The sequence below is a fragment of the Pantoea sp. UBA4549 genome (genome assembly GCF_002387285.1).
GTDB lineage: Bacteria > Pseudomonadota > Gammaproteobacteria > Enterobacterales > Enterobacteriaceae > Pantoea > Pantoea borealis.
This window is the reverse complement of record NZ_DGLH01000009.1, coordinates 22,472-45,866: the sequence shown is the minus strand read 5'-3', so window position 1 is coordinate 45,866 and position 23,395 is coordinate 22,472. Positions and strand designations below refer to the sequence as shown.

Sequence of the window (23,395 nt, the reverse complement as noted above, 5' to 3'; positions counted from 1 at the left end):
AGATGCTGTAACCAATTACTTACACAGCATTAACATTCAATCGCATTGACCGCCAGACCGCCTTTCGACGTCTCTTTGTATTTATCCTGCATGTCGCGTCCGGTATCGCGCATGGTACGGATCACTTTATCCAGCGAAATAAAGTGCTGACCATCACCGCGCAGCGCCATCTGCGCGGCATTGATCGCTTTCATTGCCGCAATCGCGTTGCGTTCAATACAGGGAACCTGCACCAGTCCGCCCACCGGATCGCAGGTCAGGCCAAGGTTATGCTCCAGCGCAATTTCAGCCGCGTTCTCTACCTGTTCCGGCGTACCGCCCAGCACTTCTGTCAGCCCGGCTGCCGCCATTGCACAGGCGGAACCGACCTCTCCCTGACAGCCCACCTCAGCGCCGGATATAGAAGCATTCTTCTTACACAGCGCGCCGACAGCCGCCGCGGCCAGCAGGAAATCCACCACATCTTCTTCGCGCGCACGCGCTTCAAACTGCATGTAGTACATCAGTACGGCCGGTACAATTCCGGCTGCGCCGTTGGTCGGTGCCGTCACCATCCGCCCGCCTGCGGCGTTCTCTTCGTTGACCGCCAGCGCATAGAGGTTGATCCAGTCCATAGCAGAGAGCGTGGAGCTGATGACATTCTCCGCTGAGGCGCGGCGCAGGGACTGATACAGCGCTGGCGCACGGCGGCGCACCTGCAGCCCGCCAGGCAGTATGCCCTCCTGGGCCAGCCCGTTAGCGATACACTGCTGCATCACCTCCCAGATCTGCGCCAGCCCGCTGCGGATCGCCGCTTCGTCACGCCACACCTTTTCATTTTCCAGCATCAGCGTACTGATACGCAGCCCTTTTTCGCGGCAGTGCGCCAGCAGTTCCGCTCCGCTGTTGAAGTCATACGGCAGTGAGCACTGCGGCACCAGATGTGCCGTGGCCGTTGCCTCCTCTTCATCCAGTACAAAGCCGCCGCCAATGGAGTAATAGACCACGGAAAGGCTGTCGCCGGTGCGAAAGTACGCGCTCAGCCGCATGGCGTTCGGGTGATAAGCGAGCACGTCATCCACGAACAGCAGATCCTGATGCCAGTCAAACTCGATGTTTTCGCCCCAGGGCAGCGTTACCGAACCGGTTTCGCAGATCGCCTGTACCGTGGCGTTAATGATGTGCGGATCGATGGTATCCGGCGAGGCTCCCATCAGCCCTAACAGCACCGCTTTATCAGTACTGTGGCCGCGTCCGGTTGCGCTCAGCGAGCCAAACAGTTCGATCTTGATGCGGCAGAGCGCCTGCCGCCTGTCACTGTGGCTCAGCTGCTCAACAAAGCGCTGTGCCGCGCGCATGGGCCCGACGGTATGCGAACTGGAGGGGCCAATTCCGACTTTAAATAAATCGAAGACGCTAATACTCATTCTGCTCTCCCGGGCTCACGGCCATGTAGTGTTTAACCGCCGCATTATCGGTGGCGTAAAAAATTAATGGATGCCGGATAACGACGCATTTCACCGTGAACTCGCCATTTTCCGCCCGGCACGGCCGCGCCAGCCTGCTGCAGACAGGCAGGCGCCGCCCTATGTCGCAAATTGACATAGCCCCGGCGTTACCAAACATCCTGGCCGCAGTGGCGCTGGGTATTATCAACCCACACTCAATTTACCGCTGCCCTGAATGGCTCAGTACCGGAGCAGGCGCCGCGCGATTATCCGGGCAAGGAGACAGGCATGTTTGCGAAGAGCGACACGATTCAGAGCTTTGACAGTGAACTGTGGCAGGCGATAGAGCAGGAAGCGGTGCGTCAGGAAGAGCACATCGAGCTTATTGCTTCAGAGAACTACACCAGCCCGCGGGTTATGCAGGCGCAGGGTACGGTACTGACCAATAAATATGCAGAGGGCTATCCGGCCAAACGCTACTACGGCGGCTGCGAATATGTCGACATCGTGGAGAAACTGGCGATTGAACGCGCCTGCACGCTGTTCGGGGCCGATTATGCCAACGTGCAGCCGCACTCCGGCTCACAGGCCAACGCGGCGGTGTACATGGCGCTGTGCCAGCCGGGCGACACTGTGCTGGGCATGAGTCTGGCGCACGGCGGCCATCTGACGCACGGCGCACACGTCAACTTCTCCGGCAAGATCTATCACGCCGTGCAGTATGGCCTGAACGAAGCAACAGGCGAGATCGACTACGACCAGGTGGAAGCGCTGGCGCTGGAGCATAAGCCGAAAATGATTGTGGCTGGCTTTTCTGCCTATTCACGCGTGGTTGACTGGGCACGCTTTCGCGCTATCGCCGACAAAACAGGCGCGTGGCTGTTTGTCGATATGGCGCACGTCGCGGGCCTCGTTGCCGCCGGCATCTACCCTAATCCGCTGCCGTTCGCTGACGTGGTTACGACCACCACGCATAAAACCCTGCGCGGTCCGCGCGGCGGTCTGATCCTGGCGAAAGCCAACCCGGAGCTGGAGAAGAAGCTGAATGCTGCCGTGTTCCCCGGCGGCCAGGGCGGTCCGCTGATGCATGTGATCGCCGCTAAAGCCGTGGCCTTTAAAGAGGCGATGCAGCCTGACTACGCGAAGTATCAGCGTCAGGTCGTTAAGAATGCGCAGGCGATGGCAGAGGTATTTGTCTCGCGCCAATACGATGTGGTGTCAGGGGGTACAGATAACCATCTGTTTCTGCTTAGCCTGATCAAACAGGGCCTGACCGGTAAAGCGGCGGATGCCGCGCTGGGCCGCGCCAATATTACCGTTAATAAAAATGCCGTACCAGGCGATCCACAGTCGCCGTTTGTGACCTCCGGCCTGCGTATCGGCGCGCCGGTGATCACCACGCGCGGCTTCAGTGAGGAGAACTGCCGCACGCTGGCAGGCTGGATCGCAGACATCCTCGACGTGATGCACAACGAGGAGCAGCTGGAGGCGAAAATTGCGCAGGTGAAACAGCAGGTGCTGTCGCTGTGTGCAGATTTCCCGGTTTACCGCTAAGCCAGAACGCCCCCGGCCAGCCGCGGGGCGCCATCTTACCCTCTGTCCATTCGCACACGCGGTATCGTTACGGGAGTAGATAACTATGCAACGCTATTCAGGATTTGGCCTGCTCAAACACAGTCTGAGCTATCACGAGAACTGGCAGAAGGTCTGGCGCAACCCGACACCGCAGAAACGCTATGACGTCATTATTATCGGCGGCGGTGGCCACGGCCTGGCCACCGCTTACTATCTGGCAAAGGAGCACGGCATCACCAACGTGGCGGTGCTGGAAAAGGGCCACCTCGGCGGTGGCAACATCTGCCGCAACACCACCATTGTCCGCTCTAACTACCTGTGGGATGAATCAGCCGCGCTCTATGAGCACTCCATGAAACTCTGGGAAGGACTGTCGCAGGAGCTGAACTACAACCAGATGTTTTCGCAGCGTGGTGTCTATCACACCTGCCATACGCTGCAGGATCTGCGCACCAATGAGCGGCTGGCTAACGCCAACCGCCTGCAGGGCGTCGACAACGAAATGGTCTATGGCGACCAGCTGCAGCGTGAGATCCCGGCGCTCGACTGCAGTAAAGATGCGCGTTATCCGGTGCTGGGCGCTTCAGTACAGCGGCGCGGCGGCAATGCCCGTCATGATGCGGTGGCCTGGGGGTATGCCCGCGCAGCCGACAGTCTGGGTGTGGATCTGATCCAGAACTGTGAAGTGATCGATATGGAGATCAGCGACGGCAAGATCACCGGCGTGAAAACCCGCAACCATGGCGTAATCAAAGCCGACCGCGTGGGCTGCGTGACCGCCGGCAACTCTGGTGTGATGGCAAAAATGGCGGGCTTTGAACTGCCGGTTGAGTCGCATCCGCTGCAGGCGCTGGTTTCAGAGCCGATTAAACCTTTCCTGGATACGGTTGTGATGTCCAACCATGTACACGGCTATATGAGCCAGTCTGATAAAGGCGACCTGGTGATTGGTGCCGGCATTGACGGCTGGGTCGGTTATGGTCAGCGCGGATCGTACAGCGTGATTGAGCATACGATCCAGGCGATTGTTGAGCTCTTCCCCTGCACCAGCCGCGTACGCATGAACCGTCAGTGGGGCGGCATTGTCGATACCTGCCCTGACGCCAGCCCCATTCTTTCAGCGACCCCGGTACGCAACCTGTTTTTCAACTGCGGCTGGGGCACCGGTGGTTTTAAAGGCACGCCCGGCTCCGGCAACCTGTTTGCTCACCAGCTGGCGCACGGCACGCCGCATCCAATCGCTGAACCTTTTGCAATGTCCCGTTTTTACACCGGGGCCCTGGTTGATGAACATGGCGCTGCGGGCGTGGCCCACTAAGGACTTTTAGCATGCTGCACATTTACTGTCCTCACTGTGGTGAGTATCGCGAAGAAGAAGAGTTTCATCCGCGCGGTCAGGCGCATATCGCCCGGCCCGCTAATCCGGATGCCTGCAGCGACGAGGAGTGGGGAACCTTTCTCTATTTCCGCAAAAATCCGCGCGGTATGCATAACGAACTCTGGGTACATAGCGCCGGCTGCCGTAAATTTTTTAACCTGACGCGTGACACACAGACGTATGAAATCAAACGTGTTTATACACTCGATGAACAGCCTGAAGCCGGCGAGCAAGGGTAAGGAGCGCAGAGCATGAGCCAGAAAAATCGCCTGCCGTCCGGCGGCAGAATCAATCGTTCCACCCCGCTGAACTTTACCTGGAACGGCCGTCAGTATCAGGGCTATGAAGGCGATACCGTCGCGTCTGCCCTGCTGGCCAACGGCATTGATATTGTCGGACGCAGTTTTAAATACAGCCGCCCGCGCGGCATCGTTGCCGCGGGCGCGGAAGAGCCGAATGCCGTGCTGCAGCTGGGTGCAACGGAAGCGACTCAGGTACCCAACGTGCGCGCCACGCAGCAGACGCTCTATGAGGGCCTGGTCTGCTCTGCCACCAACGGCTGGCCCAATGTGGAATCTGACCTGATGGGGCTGGTGGGTAACCTCGGCGGCAAAGTGATGCCGCCCGGCTTTTACTACAAAACCTTTATGTATCCGCAGTCAATGTGGCCGACTTACGAGAAATTTATCCGTAAGGCCGCCGGGCTGGGACGTGCGCCGCAGGAGAAAGACCCGGATATTTATGACGCCATGAATCAGCACTGCGATGTGATGATCGTGGGTGCCGGTCCGGCGGGCCTGATGGCGGCGCTGACCGCCGGCCGCAGCGGTGCGCGCGTGATCCTGGCAGACGAGCAGAGCGAACCGGGCGGACACCTGCTCGCCAGCCGCGAACTGATCGAGGGCAAGCCGGCCGCCGACTGGGTTGCAGAGGTGGTGGCAGAACTGGCCACCATGCCGGAAGTGACGCTGCTGATGCGCGCGACGGTGAACGGCTATCACGATCATAACTTCTTAACCATTAATGAGAACCGCACAGATTACCACGGCGACCGCGCGGCAGCCGGACAGGTACGTCAGCGCATGCACCGCGTGCGGGCGCACTGGGTAGTGCTTGCCACCGGCGCGCAGGAGCGCCCGCTGGTCTTCAGCCACAACGATGTGCCCGGCTGTATGATCGCTTCCGCCATCTCCGTCTATATCAATCGCTATGGCGTGGTGCCCGGCAATCAGCTGGTGCTGATGACCACCAACGACAGTGCCTATCAGACTGCGCTGGACTGGGCCGATGCCGGTCGTGAGGTTGTGGCCGTGGTCGATACGCGCGCCGCCACTAAAGGTGAGCTGGCCGCCGCCGTGCGCCGCCGCGGTATTCGGGTGATCAACGGCAGCGCGGTGATCGACGTACAGGGTAAAAAGCGCGTCAGCGGCGTCACCATTGCCGCTATCGATAAGAAAGGCGATGCCCTTACCGGCAAGCCCTTTACCCTCTCCTGCGATACCGTGGCCAGCTCCGGTGGCTGGAGCCCGGTGATCCACCTCGCCGGACATACCGGCAGCCGTCCGGTCTGGAACAGCGACGTCATTGGCTTCCTGCCTGGCCCCACCACGCAGCAGCAGCTGACGGCGGGTGGCATCAACGGCCGCTACGCGCTCGACAATGTGCTGCAGGAGGGGATCAAAGCGGGTCAGGACGCCGTGCTGAAACTTGGGCTGACGCCGGTTGAGGTCGCGCTGCCTGAGGTGAAAAAGTGGATTGAGCATACGCCCGCCGCGCTGTTTCATATTCCGCACACCAAACCGATCAGCCGGGCGCCTAAACAGTTTGTTGATTTCCAGAACGACGTGACGGCGGCCGGCATTGCGCTGGCAACGCGTGAAGGGTTTGAGGCGATTGAGCACATCAAGCGCTATACGGCGATGGGGTTTGGTACCGATCAGGGAAAGCTCGGCAACATCAACGGCATGGCGATTGCCGCCAAAGTGATGGGCAAAACCATTCCCGAGACCGGCACCACGGTGTTTCGTCCGAACTATACGCCGATCGCTTTTGGCGCTATCGCGGGGCGTAACTGCGGTGAGCTGTTTGATCCTAAACGCTTTACCGCCATGCATAAGTGGCACGTACAGCAGGGTGCGAAGTTTGAGGATGTCGGCCAGTGGAAACGTCCGTGGTACTACCCGCGTCCGGGGGAAACCATGCAGCAGTCGCTGGATCGCGAATGCCGCGCAGTGCGCAGCGGCGTCGGTATCCTTGACGCGTCTACACTCGGCAAAATTGATATTCAGGGTAAAGATGCGCGCGAGTTTATCAGCCGCGTCTATACCAACGCCTGGGCTAAGCTCGGCGTGGGCAAGTGCCGCTACGGCCTGATGTGCGGTGAAACCGGTATGGTGTTTGACGACGGTGTGACCTCCTGCCTCGCGGAGAACCATTTTCTGATGACCACCACGACCGGCGGCGCGGCGCACGTTATGGAGTGGCTGGAGCTCTACCATCAGACTGAATGGCCGGAGCTGGAAGTGTTCTTCACCAGCGTGACCGATCACTGGGCAACCATGACCATTTCCGGTCCGGAGAGCCGCAACCTGCTGGCGGAACTCTGCAGCGATGTCTCTCTGGATAAAGAGACCTTTAAGTTCATGGACTGGCAGGAAGGCACGGTTGCCGGCGTACCGGCGCGTATCTTCCGCATCTCGTTTACCGGTGAACTGTCGTTTGAGATCAACGTGCAGGCAAACTACGGGCTTGCGGTCTGGGAGAAGCTGTTTGAGCACGGGGCGAAATACGATCTGACGCCGTACGGCACGGAGACCATGCACATTCTGCGTGCGGAGAAAGGTTTCATTATTGCCGGTCAGGATACGGATGGGTCCGTCACGCCGCACGATCTCAATATGGGCTGGTGCGTCGCCGATTCAAAACCGTTTAGCTATATCGGCAAGCGCGGTATGGCGCGGGAAGACTGTGTGCGCGAGCAGCGTAAACAACTGGTGGGCCTGAAAACGCGTGACCCGCTGGTGGTGCTACCGGAAGGTGCGCAGGCGGTAGCCAATCCGCAGCAGCCGGTGCCGATGGATCTGCTGGGCCACGTCAGCTCCAGCTACTGGAGCGCCAATCTGAACCGCAGTATCGCAATGGGCTTTATCAAAGGCGGGCTGCAACGTATGGGCGAAACCGTGTTTTATCCGCTGGCAGATGGCCGTGTGGTTGAAGCGGAAATCTGCAGCCCGGTCTTTATCGATCCGAAAGGAGAACGTCAACATGTCTGAAACCCTCTTACCTGAAACCAAACCCGCAGGGACCGTCAGACAGGTCGCGGTCATGAACCAGGTCGCGCCGCAGGTGCGCGCCGAGTCGCCGCTGCATCACGCCGATCGCGGTCCCGTCACCGCCAGTCAGTCTCAGCAGGCAGGCGTTGAACTGCGCGAGCTGGCGCTGTACGGGCATCTGGTACTGCGCGGTTCGCAAAACAATGTGAGCTTTATGCAGGGCTGCCTGACGGTATTAGGTGTCCCGCTGCCTGCCGCGCCGCTGACCTCTGCCGAAGATGGCGATATCTCCGTGCGCTGGCTCAGTCCCGATGAGTGGCTGGTGGTGCTGCCAATGGATCAGCTGTTCCCGGTAGAGAAAGCGCTGCGCGCTGAAATCGACGGCCACTGTTCGGTGGTGAACGTCAGCGGCGGCCAGACCATTCTGGCGCTCTCCGGTAAACATGCTGTGGATGTGCTGAAAAAGAGCACGGTGCTTGATCTGCATCCGTCACAGTTTCCGGTCGGCAAAGTTGCCGGGTCGGTGTTTGCGAAGAGCAGCGCGCTGATCCGCCGCACCGGTCCGGAAAGCTGGGAGCTGGTGATCCGCCGCAGTTTCGCAGAGTACATCTGGCTCTGGCTACGGGATGCCAGCCGTGAATATGGCCTGAAGATCACCACGTAATATCCGGCCGTGCCGGCGCGGCTAACTGCCCGCCGGCACGCCTTTCTCTTATTATCAGGAGTCGCCCATGAGCGTGCTGCCCGATTCATGGATTTTTACCGCCAGCTGCCCGAGTAAATTAGGCACGGTGGATGTCGTGACCCGGTTTATGGCGGAATCGGGTCACTATATTAATGAAATCCATTCGTTCGATGACCGCGTCAGCCACCACTTTTTTATTCGCGTTGCTTTTTCACCCGCTGCGCAATTCAGTACCGATATATTCCGTGATAATTTCACTCCGCGTGTAGCCCCGTTTGAAATGCAATGGCAGCTTACCCCGCCGCAGCATCGTGAGCGCGTGGCCATTCTGGTCTCTAAATTTGATCACTGTCTGAATGACCTGTTATTCCGGCATCGCACCGGACAATTATCTATTGATGTGCCCCTGATTATTTCTAACCACCCCGATCTCTGCTCACTGGCTGAATGGCACGGCATTCCCTGGTACCATCTGCCGGTAAATAATGCGAATCGCGCAGAACAGGAAGCTCAAATTCTTGCTCTGCTGGATCAATATAATATCGACCTGGTGGTACTGGCACGCTATATGCAGGTTCTTTCGCCGCTGATGTGTGAAAAGCTCGACGGTAAAGCCATTAATATTCATCACTCACTGCTGCCGGGATTTAAAGGCGCACGCCCCTACCATCAGGCGTGGGAAAAAGGCGTCAAAATGGTCGGTGCCACAGCGCACTACGTTAATAATGACCTGGATGAGGGACCCATTATTACGCAGGGTATTCAGAGTGTCGATCACGCGCTTTATCCCGATGATCTGATCAGTCGCGGCCAGGATATTGAACGCGTCACGCTATTTAATGCAGTACGTTATCACGTTGAAAAACGCGTATTTTTAAGCGGCAAGCGCACGGTGGTTTTCAGTTAACCGGTGCAATCGCCAATAAAAAGTGCAGTGAATGCACCAGCAGGCTGCACGTTTTTATCTTTTTTCGGAAAACAGGGTAATCAGGGATTGATCACGACCTTCAGCGTTAAATAAAACAGAACCTGTCCTGACATCAGCGGCAGGTTTTTAACAACAACACGTAAGTCGCGAGGAAATCACTATGGCGGATTCCAGAGATCCGATGACGCCTGATGGCGAAGTATCGCCCTATGATACTGACTATCAGGTAGGCCAGGATAATATTATCGTGAATGTCGGACCCTTTGGTCTGGATATTCACAACCGGGTATTTGCGATATCCGGCATCGCCGTAATTCTATTTGTTATATTAACGCTGGCGTTTCAGAGTGATGTTGCCCCGCTGTTCAAAGGCATGCTGAGCTGGCTTACCACTAAACTCGACTGGTTTTTCATTGGCGCAGGCAATATTTTTGTCATCATCTGTCTGGGACTGGTTTTCTCACCGCTGGGCAAGGTTCGGCTCGGCGGCACCCTCGCCCGTCCCGATTACAACTACGTCACCTGGTTCTCGATGCTGTTTGCCGCCGGCATGGGTATCGGCCTGATGTTTTACGGCGTCTCTGAGCCGCTGTCGCATTTCTCCAGCGCGATAGGCGGCACGGCCACTGAAAATGGCGTGCGTACCGACTGGGCGCCGCTGGGCGGTGCGAGTGGATCAGCAGAAGAGGCTACGCGGCTGGCCATGGCGGCTACGATTTTCCACTGGGCGCTCCATCCGTGGGCGATCTATGCGGTTCTTGCCCTGGGACTGGCCCTCTTCACCTTTAACAAAGGCCTGCCGCTGACTATCCGGTCACTCTTTTATCCGCTGCTGGGTGATGCCGTATGGGGCTGGCCTGGTCATCTGATCGACATTCTTGCCGTGCTGGCCACGCTGTTTGGCCTCGCCACCTCCCTGGGGCTGGGTGCTTCGCAGGCCGCATCCGGACTGAATTTTCTGTTTGATGTACCGCTGGGACAAACCACGCAGATTGTACTGGTGATCGCGATTACCGCTATTGCCACCTTTTCTGTGGTCGCCGGGCTGGACGCCGGGGTGCGGCGCTTATCAGAAGCGAACATGATCCTCGCCGGTCTGCTGCTGCTGTTTATTATCGTGGTCGGCCCGACCATGCTGCTGTTTAGCGGCTTTTTCTCTAACCTCGTCTCCTATATTGAGTTCCTGCCCGCGCTCTCCAATCCGGTCTCCCGTCCAGACAGCAATTTTGCCGCCGGCTGGACCTCCTTCTACTGGGCGTGGTGGATCTCCTGGTCACCGTTTGTCGGCATGTTTATCGCGCGTATTTCACGTGGTCGCACGGTACGGGAGTTTATCATCTCCGTGCTGCTGGTCCCGTCACTGGCGTGTGTACTGTGGATGACGGTACTGGGCGGCACCACTATCCATCAATATTTTACTGAGGGATATCAGAGTATTGCTGATGCCATTCTGCCGCTGCAGCTCTTTACCATGCTCGACACGCTGCCGCTGGCAAAAATCACCTGCGTGGTCGCCATCATTCTGGTGGTGGTGTTCTTTGTCACCTCAGCTGACTCCGGCACGCTGGTGATCGATATCATCGCCTCCGGCGGTAAAATTGAATCCCCGACTGCGCAACGCGTATTCTGGTGCGTGTTTGAAGCGCTGGTCGCCATCGTACTGATCCTCGGCGGCGGGCTGGATGCCCTGCAGGCAATGGTGGTCTCCACCGGATTGCCTTTTGCACTGGTGCTGCTGGTCGCATCGGTCGCCGTTGTAAAGGGATTGCTCTCTGAGCCACGCCCGACGCGCCCGGCTCCCGCTGTGCGCAATCAATAGCACGCACGCAGGCGGATAGCCGGCCAGGCTATCCGCCGCTGCAGGTGCAGGAAGGGAGATCGCTATGCAGGCCGGACATCAGGAAATCATCGACTTTATTCAGCGCTACCCGCCGTTTAACAGCCTGCCGCTGGCGGCACTGGCGCGCATTGCTGCCACCCTTGAAGTGAGCTATTACAAAGCCGGTACGCCGATCCTCACCTTTGGCCAGCAGGTCGACGCCTGGTATATCATCCGCAGCGGCGCGGTAGAGATTTATCGCCGCAACGGCGACCTGTATAACCGACTGAGCGCCGGCGGCTATTTTGGTGAGTTCGGTTTATTGCGTGAGAACAGCGTGCGCTTTCCGGTTACCGCGCTGGAAGATACGCTGACCTATCTTATTCCCGCCCCGATTTTTAATGAGCTATTCAGCAAATACGAAGAGTTTGCCGATCTGGTCGAGGTGGAAGATCGCACCCGCCTGCGGCAAACCGTTGCGCGTACCGAAGAGGCGAGCGGCCTGATGACGTCACGCATTGAAGCGCTGATTAGCCGGCTACCGGTGACCATCGACAGCCGCGCCACGGTGTGTGAAGCGGCGCAAAAAATGAGTAAAGAAGGGGTGTCGTCACTGCTGATTGTGACCCCGGATGCTGACGGGGAAACCCCGCAGCGACTGGCGGGCATCGTGACGGATAAAGATTTGCGCGATCGGGTCATTGCCCGCGGGCTGAACTTCAATACGCCGGTCGGAACGATCATGACCGGGCAGCTGACGCACGTCGCTCATCATCAGCTGGTATTTGAAGCGATGCTGATCATGATGCAGCACAACATACATCATCTGCCGGTGCTGAAGCAGGGTCAGCCGGTCGGGGTGATCTCTCAGTCAGATATCATCCGCTATGAGTCGCAAAACAGCCTGTTTCTTGTCAGCCGTATTTTTCACTGCAACAGCATCAGTGAGCTGAGCGCGCTGAAAAATGAGGTACGCGCCTGTTTTAGCCGCATCGTGCGCGAAGACGCCAATTCGCAGATGACGGGCCGCGCCATGGCGGTTATCGGGCGCAGCTTCACGCAGCGGCTGCTGGCGCTGGCTGAAGCTGAACTGGGGCCGCCGCCGGTGCCCTACTGTTTTATTACGCTGGGATCGATGGCACGTCAGGAGCAGCTGCTGGTCACCGACCAGGATAACGCGCTGATCCTCGACAACCGGTATGACGCCTTCCGGCATGAAGCCTATTTCATGGCGCTGGCGCGCCGCGTCTGCGATGGCCTGGCGGCCTGCGGCTATCACTACTGCAGCGGCAATATCATGGCCACCAACGGGCGCTGGCGTCAGCCGCTGGCCGTCTGGGAAGGATACTTTGATGAATGGATTGACACCCCTTCCCCGCAGACGCTGCTGGACAGCGCAATTTTCTTCGATCTTGATGCCGTCTGGGGTCAGCTGGAGTGGGGTGAGCAGCTGAATAAACGCATCACGCATAAGGTCCGGCACAACTCGCGCTTTCTCGCCTGTATGGCGCGCAACGCGCTGCTGCGCAAACCGCCGCTGGGTTTCTTTAAAAATTTTGTGATGGAGCCTTCGGGTCAGCACACGCAGTCCATCGATATGAAACGTCGCGGCACTGCCCCGCTGGCCGATCTGATCCGCGTGCATGCGCTGGCTGCCGGTTCAGCAGCACGCAACTCGTTTGACCGGCTGCAGGATATTATGCAAACCGACCTGCTGCCGCACGGGCGCGGTCAGGATCTGCGTGACGCACTGGAATTTATCTCGATGGTACGTATCCGGCATCAGGCGCAGGACGTGGAGAGCGGTCAGGAGCCGGATAACCGCATTGAGCCGCTCAATCTCTCTGAGTTCGAGCGCAAAAACCTTAAGGATGCCTTTCAGATCCTGAGCAACGCGCAGAAATTCCTGAAATACCGTTATCAGCCAGGCCGGAAAGTGTGAGGTAACTATGCTGCATATCAGTAAACAGCTGCTGCGATCTGCACCGGCGCCGGCACCGGCACCGCGCGCAGGATTCGCGCCGGACTGGCCCGCGCTGCTGGCGCAGCAGGCAGAGACAGCACGCCATCCGGCGCTGCAGCACTACTACCGGGCTGGCGTACCGGATGCGGCGACGCCCATCAGCGAGGTGCCGCTGCTGGCAATGGACTTTGAAACCACCGGGCTGAATACCCGGCGCGACGATATTGTCAGTATCGGCCTTATTCCCCTCAGCCTGACGCGTATCCGGCTTAGCGAAAGCGTGCACTGGATCCTCAACCCGCGTGCCGATCTGCGCCATGAATCAGTGGTCATTCACGGCATCACCCACGCGACGGTGGCGCACGCACCCGATCTGAGTGAACGGCTGCTGAAGCTGCTGACCATGATGGCGGGCCGCGTGATGGTGGTTCACCATCGCGGCATTGAGCAGCATTTTCTGAACGCGGCGCTGCAGCGGCGCATCGGAGAAGGCATTATTTTTCCCTGTATCGACACGCTGGCGCTGGAAGGGCTGCTTTGTCAGCACGCACCGGTCAGCCGGCTGCGAAAACTGTGGCGCGGCAGCGCCCGCCCCTCGCTGTGCCTGCCGGAGAGCCGGGCGCGTTACCATCTGCCGCACTATCCGGCACATAACGCGCTGACGGACGCACTGGGCTGTGCCGAGCTGCTGCAGGCGCAGTGTGCCCACCACTTCCCGCCGCAGACGCCATTACGCGAGCTATGGTGCTGAGCCACCTGCTTTCGCCAGCATGCGCCGGTAGTTGCTTAGCCATTTGCCGCTGCTGAGTCGCCACCAGAAGCAGAGACCGCGCACCGTCCAGTCAAGGAACATACCGAGCCACACGCCGACCACCCCGATGCCAAGTTCAATGCCCAGCAGATAGCCCGCTACCACGCGCGCGCCCCACATACTGAACATCGAGACAAACATCGTGTAGCGTGCGTCGCGGGCCCCTTTCAGTCCGGCGGGCAGCACCCAGGAGGCGGTCCAGATCGGCATAAAGGCGGCGTTGAGCCAGATCAGATGTTTTGTGACCTCAATTACCGCCGGATCGCGGGTATAGAAGCGCGCCAGCGTACCCGCCAGCGGAACGGTGATCAGCGCCAGCGTACAGAGCCCGATCATCGCCAGCCAGAACACATGTCTGATTTGACGCTCCGCCTGCATCACCTGATTCCGGCCAAGCCGTTTGCCGGTAATGATGGTGGAGGCAGAACCCAGCGCGTTGCCCGGCAGGTTGATCAGCGTGGCAATAGAGAACGCAATAAAGTTACCGGCGATTTCATTGGTGCCCATACCGGCGACAAAGATCTGCGTCAGCAGCTTACCGCCGTTAAACAGCACGGACTCAATACTGGCGGGCACGCCGATCCCCAGCACTTCCATCAGGATGGCGCGATCCCAGCGGCGGAAGTAGCTGCTGAGCGTGAGCTTCAGCGCCGGGCTGATACCGCGCCAGAGCGCATAGAGCACCGCCAGCGCACCGATGTAGCGTGAAATTGTCAGCCCGAGGCCCGCCCCGATGAACCCCATTCCTTCCCAGCCCAGCGCGCCATAAATCAGCACGCTGCTGATCATGATGTTCAGGATATTCATGCCGCCGTTGATCAGCATCGGAATTTTGGTGTTACCCGCGCCGCGCAGCGCACCGCTGCCAATCAGCGCAATGGCCGCCGCCGGATAACTCCAGGCGGAGGTCTGCAGATAACTCAGCGCCAGCTGTTTGACCTGCGGGTCTGCGCTGCCGGCGATGACGTCAATGATCAGGTGTCCCCAGAACTCAATCGCCAGCGCCAGCACCAGCGCCAGCACGGTCATCAGCCCCAGCGACTGCCGGGTGGCCGCGCGGGCGCGTTTCCCGTTGCGGCGCGCCAGGCTAAACGCCACCACCACCGTGGTGCCGAGATCGATAGCCGCAAAAAAGGAGATGATCACCATGTTGAAGCTGTCTGCCAGCCCGACACCCGCCATCGCCTCTTTGCCCAGCCAGCTGACCAGAAACGTGCTCAGCACGCCCATCAGCATGACGCAGAGGTTTTCGATAAAGATAGGGATCGCCAGCGGCGCGATCTCACGCCACAACAGCGTGCGGTAAGTCCGGCGCCGGGGATACCACGCCGTGTTGCGAACCGCCCGCATTACTGCCACACCGGGATTTTGCAAGAGAGTACCAAATCACTTTGGATGAGAGAGGAGAGGTAATGATGATAGGCGGCCAGCGATTATGCAAAGTCTTTGCGGCGGCCATTTAATCATTATTACAAACTTTTTATTTCTGCCCGCTTTGCGCAGCCACGTTAATTTCTGTACGCAATAATTACGCTGGCATAGCGTCACAGATTCTTAATTATATCAGCCGGTTTATCCGCTATGCTCTGCTCAACCTGATCCATTTTCCTGAAGGAGAATCTATGCAAACACAACGGAACGGATTGACTGCCCATCAGGCACTGGATGAACTGGAGCGCTGCTACGATGCGGCGGTTGAGGCGCTGCGCAACGCTATCCGCGACTTCACTGAACAGGGTACGCTGCCCGACACAGAGCAGCGGCAGCAGGGGCTGTTTGTCTATCCGGAGCTGCGCCTGACCTGGCAGGGAGAGGGTCCGCAGCAGAACCGCACCCGTGCCTGGGGCCGCTTTACCCATACCGGCCGCTACAGCACGACGATTACCCGCCCTGCGCTGCTGCGCCACTATCTCAGCGAGCAGCTGCAGATGATTGAGAAAGAGTATGACGTGCTGATTGAAGTGGGGCCGTCGCAGCAGGAGATCCCCTACCCTTACGTGATTGACGGTTCGGATCTGTCGCTTGACCGCTCGATGAGCGCCAGTATTGCCCGCCATTTCCCGACCACCGAGCTGTCGCAGATTGGCGATGAGACCGCAGATGGCCTGTTCAACGCCGATGCCCGCTTCCCGCTCTCCCATTTTGACGCACTGCGTACCGACTTCTCGCTGGCGCGCCTGCGGCACTACACCGGTACGGCTGTGGAACACTTCCAGCCTTTCGTGCTATTCACCAACTACACCCGGTACGTCGATGAGTTTGTGCGCTGGGCGATAGAACAGGTGCAGGATCCTGCCACGCCCTATGACAGCCTCGCCTGCGCCGGCGACGTAGTCATCACGGCGGAAACGGCCGATCCCGCCGCGATGATGTCCGATCTGGCGTGGAAAAAGCACCAGATGCCCGCCTGGCATCTTACCTCCCCCAACCGGCGCGGAATTACGCTGGTCAACATTGGCGTAGGCCCTTCCAATGCCAAAACTATCTGCGATCATCTGGCAGTAACGCGTCCGCACGCCTGGCTGATGATTGGCCACTGCGGCGGCCTGCGCGAAAGTCAGAATATCGGCGACTATGTGCTGGCCCACGCCTACCTGCGTGATGACCATGTGCTCGACAGCGTGCTGCCGCCGGATATTCCGGTACCCAGCATCGCCGAAGTGCAGCGTGCGCTCTACGATGCGACCAAGTCAGTGAGCGGCATGCCGGGTGAAGAGGTTAAACAGCGGCTGCGTACCGGTACGGTGGTCACCACTGACGATCGCAACTGGGAGCTGCGCTACGCCGCTTCCGCGCTGCGTTTTAACCTGAGCCGCGCCGTGGCGGTGGATATGGAGAGTGCGACTATCGCGGCGCAGGGCTACCGCTTTCGCGTGCCTTACGGCACGCTGCTGTGCGTTTCTGATAAACCGCTGCACGGTGAGATCAAGCTGCCGGGTCAGGCGAACCGCTTTTACGAGGGGGCCATTTCTGAACATCTGCAGATTGGCATTTGTGCGGTAGAGCTGCTGCGCGCCGAGGGCGATAAGCTGCATTCCCGCAAGCTGCGCACGTTCAACGAGCCGCCGTTCCGGTAACGCACCAGCCTGCGTCCATCAGCAGGGAAGCCCGGGCGGGCTTCCCTTTTTTGATCAGGCGCTGAGCCATCCCAGCTTGATGACAAACAGCAGTGAGAGGATCACCAGTGCGCTATTGACCTCCCTGCTGCGACCGCTCAGCAGCTTAACGACGGTCCAGGTGATGAAACCAAAGGCGATGCCGTTGGCAATGGAGTAGGTCAGCGGCATGGTCAGCGCCGTTACCGTTACCGGTGCTGCCGTCGTCACATCTTTCCAGTCAATTTCCGCCAGGCCGGACGCCATCAGTACGGCGACAAACAGCAGCGCCGGGGCAGTGGCCCAGACCGGCACGCTGCCCGCCAGCGGTGAGAAGAACAGGCTCAGCAGAAACAGCACGGCTACCACAACCGCCGTCAGACCGGTGCGTCCGCCGGCGCTGACGCCAGCCGCGGATTCCACATAGCTGGTGGTGGTTGAAGTGCCGAGCAGTGAGCCAAACAGCGCCGCCGCGCTGTCAGCGATCAGTGCGCGTCCCATTTTTGGCACGTTGCCCTGCTCATCCGCCAGGCCTGCGCGTTTCGTCACGCCCAGCAGCGTGCCCGTGTTATCAAACACATCAACAAACAGAAAGGCAAAAATTACGCTTACCAGCCCCACATTGAAGGCGCCGGCGATGTCGAGCTGCATAAAGGTAGGCGCAATCGAAGGCGGTGCGGAGAAGACGCCGCCAAACGGCGTCAGGCCGATGCCCATAGAGATAAAGGTCACCACCAGAATACCGATCAGCACCGCGCCGGTCACGCGGCGCGCTTCCAGTACCACGATGATAAAAAAGCCGAGCAGCGCCAGCAGCGGCCCCGGTTTGGTCAGATCGCCCAGCCCGACCAGCGTCGCCGGGTTATCCACCACAATGCCGGCACCTTCCAGCGCGATCAGCGCCAGAAACAGACCGATACCGGCGGCAATGCCGGCCCGCAGCGGCAGCGGGATGCTGGCGATAATCCACTCACGAATTTTAAAGATGGAGAGGGCAAAGAAGATCACTGCCGAAAGAAACACTGCGCCCAGCGCAATCTGCCAGGTGTAACCCATATGCAGCACAACGGTGTAAGTGAAAAACGCGTTCAGCCCCATGCCGGGGGCCAGCGCAATCGGATAGTTAGCAATCAGTCCCATCAGAATTGAGCCGATTGCTGCCGCGAGACAGGTCGCCACGAACACCGCCCCTTTATCCATGCCGGTCGCGCCCAGAATCGCGGGGTTAACAAACAGGATATAGGCCATTGCGAGGAAGGTGGTGATCCCCGCCACGATCTCCGTGCGCACGGTGGTGTTGTGCGCCTTAAGCTTAAACAGTTTCTCTAACATCATTCTCTCTCATGAACGGAGACGCAGCGGCTGCGCGTTCTCACTGGCCAACGTGGTTAACAGCTGATTGTTTTTTGCTGAAAGCGAGTCTGCCGGACGTAAGGTTGCCCCCTCCGCTTTCCCCTGTCCTGATAGCAATTGCTGTGCCATCCTCTGCGCAATCGTTTACGTTTTCAGATACGCATCCGGTTAAGAAAAGTCTGAACCAGAAAGAAGCGCGATTATGGTGCATTGCCCCGCTGCTGCGCAATCGTTTTCCTTCATGCCACGCTGTGCGCAATAATTTTGCGGTGCCGCACGCTTTCGCGTTCTGCCTGGCGATATCGCTCACGTTTCTGCTGCACGATTCAGCAGGTCAAAAACAGCAGGTTATAGTGCCTCTACTCTCTGCATGATAACGAGGCCGCGCCATGAAGCCCGCGATACTGATCGTTGACGATGATCGTGCCATCTGCGAACTGCTGCACGATGTCTTAAGTGAGCATGTTTCTGCCGTCTATCGCTGCCACCTCGGGCGCGATGTCCAGGCGCTGCTGACGCTGCACCCGGACATTTCGCTGGTGATGCTCGATATGATGCTGCCGGATACTAACGGGCTGCTGGTTCTGCAGCAGATCCAGCGAGAACATCCGGGCGTGCTGGTGATCATGCTGACCGGTATGGGATCGGAGGCCGAGATGGTGGTTGGCCTCGAAATGGGTGCCGATGACTATATCGCTAAGCCGTTCAATCCGCGTGTGGTGGTGGCCAGAGCGCGCGCCGCGCTGCGCCGCAGCGGCAGGCACGGGGAACCGGAGAGCGTCCCCCCTGCAGGCTGGCAGTTCAACGGCTGGCAGCTGGATGAGATGCGCTGCCAGCTGCTGAATCCGCAGCGTGAAAGCGTGCCGCTGACGCAGGGAGAATATACGCTGCTGCGTGCGCTGGTTGCCCATGCCCGCAAAGTGTTAACGCGCGACCAGCTGCTGGAGCTGACGCACAGCGAAACGCTGGATGTCTTTGACCGCACTATCGACGTGCTGATCATGCGGCTGCGGCGTAAAATCGAAGCGAACCCGCATCAGCCAAACCTTATCCGCACCATTCGCGGCCTCGGCTATGTGTTTTCAGCCGACGTAGTGCGTCCGGCGGCGCCCGTGTCGCAGATCGCCTGATCCATCCAGCGCTGCATTTCCGGTAACGGCCGGATACCATCCAGCGCATTCGCCGCGCGCAGGTTAAAGCAGGCGCAGGTGTGCGCCAGCTGCAGGGTGGCTGACAGCGTATAGCCCTCGTGGCTGGCGTACAGCACGCCGGCGCAGAAAGCGTCCCCGGCCCCCACGCTGCCGACAATATCGCTGGCATCAAGCTGCCATGCCGGCTGCCAGCACGCCTCTCCGCCCCTTTCTGCCCCCCATGCGCCTTCCGGTGCGTGGATCACCACGCGCTGACGCACGCCCTGCTGCAGAAGCCAGACGCCCGCGGCGGCAAACGTCTCCGGCGGTGCCAGCCCGGTGCCGTGCCGCAGCGGGATGCCGGTCAGCGCTGACGCTTCCAGTTCATTGATGATCAGATAGTCGAGCCAGCGCAGCGCCGGCAGCACCAGGGCGCGGTGATCGCCGGCGCGGGAGACCAGATCGAGCGAGGTCAGATAGCCGCGCTGCTGCATCTGTGCCAGCAGCCGCGCGCTGCGCGTGCCGAACTGCGCGTCAGGCTGGTCAAGCTGGTCGAGCAGCAGCAGATAGCCGAGATGAAAAATGCGGTGCGGGGTTGCAAGCTCGCGGAAATGCGCCACATCAAGCAGCGCGCTGGCGCCGCGCGCGTGGAAAAAGGTGCGCTGACCATCCGGCGTGGTCATCACCTGCGTCATGGCGGTGGCCGCTGCACGGGTGCGCGTCACGCCGTGGCAATCCACGCCCTCCTCACGCAGCCGCTGCAGCAGATAGTCACCATCCGCATCCTCGCCCGTGATACCGGCACCCGCCAGCGGTAAACCTGACTGCATGCGTGCCAGCGTCAGGATCACATTCGGCACCGCGCCGCCGCTGCAGCGCTCGCGCGCCACAATTTCGGTCAGCCAGCCCTGCTCCGGCCAGTGCGTAATGCGCTGTACATGATCGACCAGCAGGGTACCGGCGGCCAGAATGCCGCTGCGCGCCGTCATCTCAGGCGCGTCCGCTGCTGCCGAAAATCTGCATCTGCTGCGCGACCACGCTGCTGATATTGCGCTCCACCGCCATAAGCAGCTCAGCAAAACTGTCATAGCGGGCGTCGCGCTGGCCGATCTGCGTTTCTATTGCGTCCAGCGCCGCCTGAGACATGCCGGTATAGAAGTTGATTTTATGAATGCCAAGCGTAATAGCGCGGCGAAAGTCGGCGTCGCTAATTCCCGAGCCGCCGTGCAGCACCAGCGGAATACCTGCTGCGCTGCGGATCGCCGCCAGCCGGTCGAAGTCGAGGCGGGGTTCGCCTTTATATTTACCGTGCGCGTTGCCAATCGCCACCGCCAGGCAGTCGATGCCGGTGCTCTTTACAAAGTCAGCCGCCCGCGCCGGATCGGTAAACTTTGCGCTGTCCGCTTCACCGGTCAGCGCTCCGCCTTCGTCGCCGCCCACCGCGCCCAGCTCCGCTTCGACCGAAACGCCCACCGCATGACAGAGTCTGACGACTTCCTTCGTCTGACGCACATTCTCGTCATAGCTCAGCCCGGAGCCGTCAAACATTACCGAGGTAAAGCCGAGGCGTACCGCCTGTACCACCGCCTCAAAATGCAGACCGTGATCGAGATTGAGCACCACCGGAATCGCGTGCCGCGCCGCCTCACAGCGAATCGCCGCAACCAGGTGATCGAGGCTGACATACTTAAAATGCACCTCGGCGAGATTGATGATAAAGGGTGAGCGCTGCTGCTCTGCCGCCTGGAACAGCGCGCGCAGAAAGTGGGTGTCGAGGACGTTGAATGCGCCCAGCGCGTAGCCGTGCTGCTGCGCATGGGCCAGCCCCTGCGCCAGAGATATCAGTGCCATGAAGTGCTCCCGTCACGTGAGGGGTAAATGGATGGCGCGGCGGCAGACAAACGTGTTGCCGCCGCAGCCCTCTCCCGCCTGCGGGAGAGGGATTACCGCCGGAATATCCGGCGCGTTATTTCACTGTCCAGCCTTTGTAGCTGCTCACGTTGTTGCGATCGATCATCGTCACCGGAATCAGCACCGGTTTGTCAGGGGCAGGCTTACCTTGCAGTATGTTGTAACCAATTTCTACCGCTTTCTCCGCCATCACCTGCGGATCCTGCGCCGGGGTCGCCACAAACAGCGAGCCTTTGCGCTTCAGCGCCTCTTCCCCGTCCGGCGAACCATCGACGCCCACAATAAAGAATTCGCTGCGCTGCGCCTGTTTTGCCGCCAGATCGGCGCCGATTGCGGTCGGGTCATTGATGGCAAATACGGCGTCGATCTTCGGATTAGCCGAGAGCAGGCCGGTCATCACCTCCAGCCCGCCTTCACGGCTGCCTTTGGCGTTCTGGTTGTAGGAGAGCAGCTTAATATCGGGGTGCGTTTTCAGCTCGTTCATGCAGCCTTCGACGCGGTTCTGCACCGCCGAAACCGGCGGCCCGTTGATGATCACGACGTTGCCCTTCGCGTTCAGGCGGTCAGAGATATATTTGCACGCCATGGCACCTGCCTGGGTGTTATCCGAGGTAATCGTCGCGTTAGCACCATCGGCGGCCACGTCCACCGCCACCACAACAATGCCGGCGTCACGCGCCCGCTTCACCGCCGGCGCAATGCCTTTAGAGTCGGCGGCGTTAAGAATGATCATATCCACTTTGGCGGCGATGAAATTATCAATCTGCCCCACCTGCTGACCGAGATCGTAGCCGCTGGAGACCAGCGTCACGTTGACCTTGTCGCCCGCCAGCTCGCGGGCTTTCAGCTCGGCACCTTTGGTGATCTGCACAAAGAACGGGTTGGCCAGATCGCCTACGGTCACCCCTATCGATTTCAGCTCTTTCGCCTGCACCAGCGGCGCGCTCAGCAGCGTGGCCGCCAGCAGTCCGGTTACAATCGGATTAAAACGCATAGTTGATGTTCTCCTGCTTTTTATTGTTAGCGGTCCGCGGGATCGCCACCTGGAAATGCTGCACCGGCCTCAGCTAACGTGATGACGGGTACGGTATTTATCGATTAATACGGCCACGATGATCACGCCGCCTTTGATCACCAGCTGCCAGAAGTAGGAGACGCCCATCAGCGTCATGCCGTTGTTGAGCGTGGCGATAATCAGCGCCCCAATCAGCGTGCCGGTGATGGTGCCGATACCGCCGACAAAGCTGGTGCCGCCGAGGATCACCGCAGCAATCGCATCCAGTTCATACCCCACGCCAAGGTTGCCGTTGGCGCTGTAGAGCCGTGAGGCGCTCATCAGCCCCCCCAGCCCGGAGAGCAGACCGCTCATGGCGTAAACAAAGATCAGCACCGCGCCCACTTTGATCCCGGTCAGACGGGCCGCCTGCATGTTGCCGCCCACGGCATAGATATGAATACCCAGGGTGGTACGGCGCAGAATGAACCAGCAGAGCGCAATGACCGCAAAGGCGATAATAATCAGCCACGGTACCGGGCCGAGATAACCGTTACCTATCCATTCAAAATTGATATTGGAGTTAATGACCGTCGTGCCGTCAGCCAGCAGGTAGGCGGCCCCGCGCAGGGCGGTATAGGTGCCGAGCGTGACAATAAACGGCGGCAGTCCGGCCCAGGCGACCAGAATGCCGTTAAACAACCCCATGATAAGCCCGGCCCCCAGCGCTGCAGGGATCGTCAGACTGGCAAAGGCGGGATCGAGCGATACCACCATGGCCACTACCGCGGTGGTGCCGAGCATCGAGCCCACCGACAGATCGATACCGCCGGTCAGAATGACAAACGTCATCCCCGCCGCCAGCACGATATTGATAGAGGCCTGCCGGGTTATGTTCAGCAGGTTCGCTTCGGTAAAAAAGTTAGGCGCAATAAAGCCAAACACCGCCACAATCAGGATCAGAATCGGCAGGATCCCCACCGTCTGCAGCAAATCACTCATTAACGCCCGTTTCAGCGTCGGGCTGGCTACGCGTGTGGTTTCGCTGGTCATT

General features: G+C 59.4%; 18 protein-coding genes. 11 read left to right on the top strand and 7 right to left on the bottom strand.

All coding sequences use genetic code 11. The annotated features are described in order from the left end of the window. Positions 1-29 precede the first annotated feature (29 nt). Positions 30-1,406 carry an L-serine ammonia-lyase gene (locus B3041_RS06840; protein WP_065648988.1) on the bottom strand — a complete coding sequence of 459 codons (1,377 nt, stop codon included), beginning with the start codon at positions 1,404-1,406 and terminating at the stop codon, positions 30-32. A gap of 309 nt (positions 1,407-1,715) precedes the next feature. Between B3041_RS06840 and glyA the strand changes: the two genes are divergently transcribed. The 9 genes from glyA to B3041_RS06795 all read left to right on the top strand — a co-directional run bounded on the left by glyA (position 1,716) and on the right by B3041_RS06795 (position 13,798). Further along, positions 1,716-2,981: a serine hydroxymethyltransferase gene (gene glyA / locus B3041_RS06835; RefSeq protein ID WP_292970769.1), complete on the top strand. Its 1,266-nt coding sequence runs from the start codon at positions 1,716-1,718 to the stop codon at positions 2,979-2,981. 85 nt (positions 2,982-3,066) lie between these two features. Continuing rightward, positions 3,067-4,320: a sarcosine oxidase subunit beta family protein gene (locus B3041_RS06830; protein ID WP_065648986.1), complete on the top strand. Its 1,254-nt coding sequence runs from the start codon at positions 3,067-3,069 to the stop codon at positions 4,318-4,320. Between the two features lie 11 nt (positions 4,321-4,331). Further along, positions 4,332-4,619, top strand: a complete 288-nt coding sequence (locus tag B3041_RS06825; protein ID WP_065648985.1) for a sarcosine oxidase subunit delta — start codon at positions 4,332-4,334, stop codon at positions 4,617-4,619. 12 nt (positions 4,620-4,631) lie between these two features. Beyond that, positions 4,632-7,652: a sarcosine oxidase subunit alpha gene (locus tag B3041_RS06820; protein ID WP_292970762.1), complete on the top strand. Its 3,021-nt coding sequence runs from the start codon at positions 4,632-4,634 to the stop codon at positions 7,650-7,652. Further along, complete coding sequence (locus B3041_RS06815) at positions 7,645-8,316, top strand: sarcosine oxidase subunit gamma (RefSeq protein ID WP_292970759.1); 672 nt, start codon at positions 7,645-7,647, stop codon at positions 8,314-8,316. The genes B3041_RS06820 and B3041_RS06815 overlap by 8 nt, the downstream gene beginning before the upstream one ends. A gap of 67 nt (positions 8,317-8,383) precedes the next feature. Beyond that, positions 8,384-9,244: a formyltetrahydrofolate deformylase gene (purU, locus tag B3041_RS06810; protein WP_065648982.1), complete on the top strand. Its 861-nt coding sequence runs from the start codon at positions 8,384-8,386 to the stop codon at positions 9,242-9,244. Positions 9,245-9,425: 181 nt separating this feature from the next. Continuing rightward, a complete protein-coding gene (locus tag B3041_RS06805) occupies positions 9,426-11,084 on the top strand; it encodes a BCCT family transporter (protein WP_039385230.1) in 1,659 nt (552 codons plus the stop codon). A 64-nt stretch (positions 11,085-11,148) separates the two neighbouring features. After that, the gene (locus B3041_RS06800) at positions 11,149-13,026 is read left to right on the top strand and encodes a DUF294 nucleotidyltransferase-like domain-containing protein (RefSeq protein ID WP_065648981.1); all 1,878 of its coding nucleotides are present in this window, start codon (positions 11,149-11,151) and stop codon (positions 13,024-13,026) included. A gap of 7 nt (positions 13,027-13,033) precedes the next feature. Continuing rightward, on the top strand, positions 13,034-13,798 hold the full coding sequence (locus B3041_RS06795; protein ID WP_065648980.1) for a 3'-5' exonuclease: 765 nt from the start codon (positions 13,034-13,036) through the stop codon (positions 13,796-13,798). On the opposite strand, the gene B3041_RS06790 is transcribed toward B3041_RS06795, so the two are convergent. Further along, the gene (locus tag B3041_RS06790) at positions 13,787-15,208 is read right to left on the bottom strand and encodes an EmmdR/YeeO family multidrug/toxin efflux MATE transporter (protein ID WP_292970747.1); all 1,422 of its coding nucleotides are present in this window, start codon (positions 15,206-15,208) and stop codon (positions 13,787-13,789) included. The two genes, B3041_RS06795 and B3041_RS06790, sit on opposite strands and share 12 nt — an antisense overlap. A gap of 272 nt (positions 15,209-15,480) precedes the next feature. Between B3041_RS06790 and B3041_RS06785 the strand changes: the two genes are divergently transcribed. Then, positions 15,481-16,935 carry an AMP nucleosidase gene (locus B3041_RS06785; protein ID WP_292970744.1) on the top strand — a complete coding sequence of 485 codons (1,455 nt, stop codon included), beginning with the start codon at positions 15,481-15,483 and terminating at the stop codon, positions 16,933-16,935. A 54-nt stretch (positions 16,936-16,989) separates the two neighbouring features. Here B3041_RS06785 and B3041_RS06780 read toward each other — a convergent pair whose 3' ends face one another. Continuing rightward, on the bottom strand, positions 16,990-18,288 hold the full coding sequence (locus B3041_RS06780) for an NCS2 family permease (RefSeq protein WP_292970741.1): 1,299 nt from the start codon (positions 18,286-18,288) through the stop codon (positions 16,990-16,992). A gap of 407 nt (positions 18,289-18,695) precedes the next feature. On the opposite strand from B3041_RS06780, the gene B3041_RS06775 reads away from it, so the two are divergent. Then, positions 18,696-19,436, top strand: coding sequence for a winged helix-turn-helix domain-containing protein (locus B3041_RS06775; RefSeq protein ID WP_292970738.1), 741 nt, complete (start codon positions 18,696-18,698; stop codon positions 19,434-19,436). Here B3041_RS06775 and B3041_RS06770 read toward each other — a convergent pair. The 4 genes from B3041_RS06770 to B3041_RS06755 form a co-directional block, all read right to left on the bottom strand. Further along, positions 19,379-20,425, bottom strand: a complete 1,047-nt coding sequence (locus tag B3041_RS06770; protein WP_065648975.1) for a carbohydrate kinase family protein — start codon at positions 20,423-20,425, stop codon at positions 19,379-19,381. The two genes, B3041_RS06775 and B3041_RS06770, sit on opposite strands and share 58 nt — an antisense overlap. A gap of 1 nt (position 20,426) precedes the next feature. Further along, complete coding sequence (locus B3041_RS06765) at positions 20,427-21,287, bottom strand: ketose 1,6-bisphosphate aldolase (RefSeq protein ID WP_292970733.1); 861 nt, start codon at positions 21,285-21,287, stop codon at positions 20,427-20,429. A 115-nt stretch (positions 21,288-21,402) separates the two neighbouring features. Next, the gene (locus B3041_RS06760) at positions 21,403-22,341 is read right to left on the bottom strand and encodes an ABC transporter substrate-binding protein (protein ID WP_065648973.1); all 939 of its coding nucleotides are present in this window, start codon (positions 22,339-22,341) and stop codon (positions 21,403-21,405) included. Between the two features lie 69 nt (positions 22,342-22,410). Next, complete coding sequence (locus B3041_RS06755) at positions 22,411-23,394, bottom strand: ABC transporter permease subunit (protein WP_065648972.1); 984 nt, start codon at positions 23,392-23,394, stop codon at positions 22,411-22,413. Between the last annotated feature and the right edge of the window lies 1 nt (position 23,395).

Coding starts and splice junctions, on each gene's coding strand:
- B3041_RS06840 (WP_065648988.1), bottom strand. CDS start 1,406: ATGAGTATTAGCGTCTTCGATTTATTTAAAGTCGGAATTGGCCCCTCC.
- glyA (WP_292970769.1), top strand. CDS start 1,716: ATGTTTGCGAAGAGCGACACGATTCAGAGCTTTGACAGTGAACTGTGG.
- B3041_RS06830 (WP_065648986.1), top strand. CDS start 3,067: ATGCAACGCTATTCAGGATTTGGCCTGCTCAAACACAGTCTGAGCTAT.
- B3041_RS06825 (WP_065648985.1), top strand. CDS start 4,332: ATGCTGCACATTTACTGTCCTCACTGTGGTGAGTATCGCGAAGAAGAA.
- B3041_RS06820 (WP_292970762.1), top strand. CDS start 4,632: ATGAGCCAGAAAAATCGCCTGCCGTCCGGCGGCAGAATCAATCGTTCC.
- B3041_RS06815 (WP_292970759.1), top strand. CDS start 7,645: ATGTCTGAAACCCTCTTACCTGAAACCAAACCCGCAGGGACCGTCAGA.
- purU (WP_065648982.1), top strand. CDS start 8,384: ATGAGCGTGCTGCCCGATTCATGGATTTTTACCGCCAGCTGCCCGAGT.
- B3041_RS06805 (WP_039385230.1), top strand. CDS start 9,426: ATGGCGGATTCCAGAGATCCGATGACGCCTGATGGCGAAGTATCGCCC.
- B3041_RS06800 (WP_065648981.1), top strand. CDS start 11,149: ATGCAGGCCGGACATCAGGAAATCATCGACTTTATTCAGCGCTACCCG.
- B3041_RS06795 (WP_065648980.1), top strand. CDS start 13,034: ATGCTGCATATCAGTAAACAGCTGCTGCGATCTGCACCGGCGCCGGCA.
- B3041_RS06790 (WP_292970747.1), bottom strand. CDS start 15,208: ATGCGGGCGGTTCGCAACACGGCGTGGTATCCCCGGCGCCGGACTTAC.
- B3041_RS06785 (WP_292970744.1), top strand. CDS start 15,481: ATGCAAACACAACGGAACGGATTGACTGCCCATCAGGCACTGGATGAA.
- B3041_RS06780 (WP_292970741.1), bottom strand. CDS start 18,288: ATGATGTTAGAGAAACTGTTTAAGCTTAAGGCGCACAACACCACCGTG.
- B3041_RS06775 (WP_292970738.1), top strand. CDS start 18,696: ATGAAGCCCGCGATACTGATCGTTGACGATGATCGTGCCATCTGCGAA.
- B3041_RS06770 (WP_065648975.1), bottom strand. CDS start 20,425: ATGACGGCGCGCAGCGGCATTCTGGCCGCCGGTACCCTGCTGGTCGAT.
- B3041_RS06765 (WP_292970733.1), bottom strand. CDS start 21,287: ATGGCACTGATATCTCTGGCGCAGGGGCTGGCCCATGCGCAGCAGCAC.
- B3041_RS06760 (WP_065648973.1), bottom strand. CDS start 22,341: ATGCGTTTTAATCCGATTGTAACCGGACTGCTGGCGGCCACGCTGCTG.
- B3041_RS06755 (WP_065648972.1), bottom strand. CDS start 23,394: ATGACCAGCGAAACCACACGCGTAGCCAGCCCGACGCTGAAACGGGCG.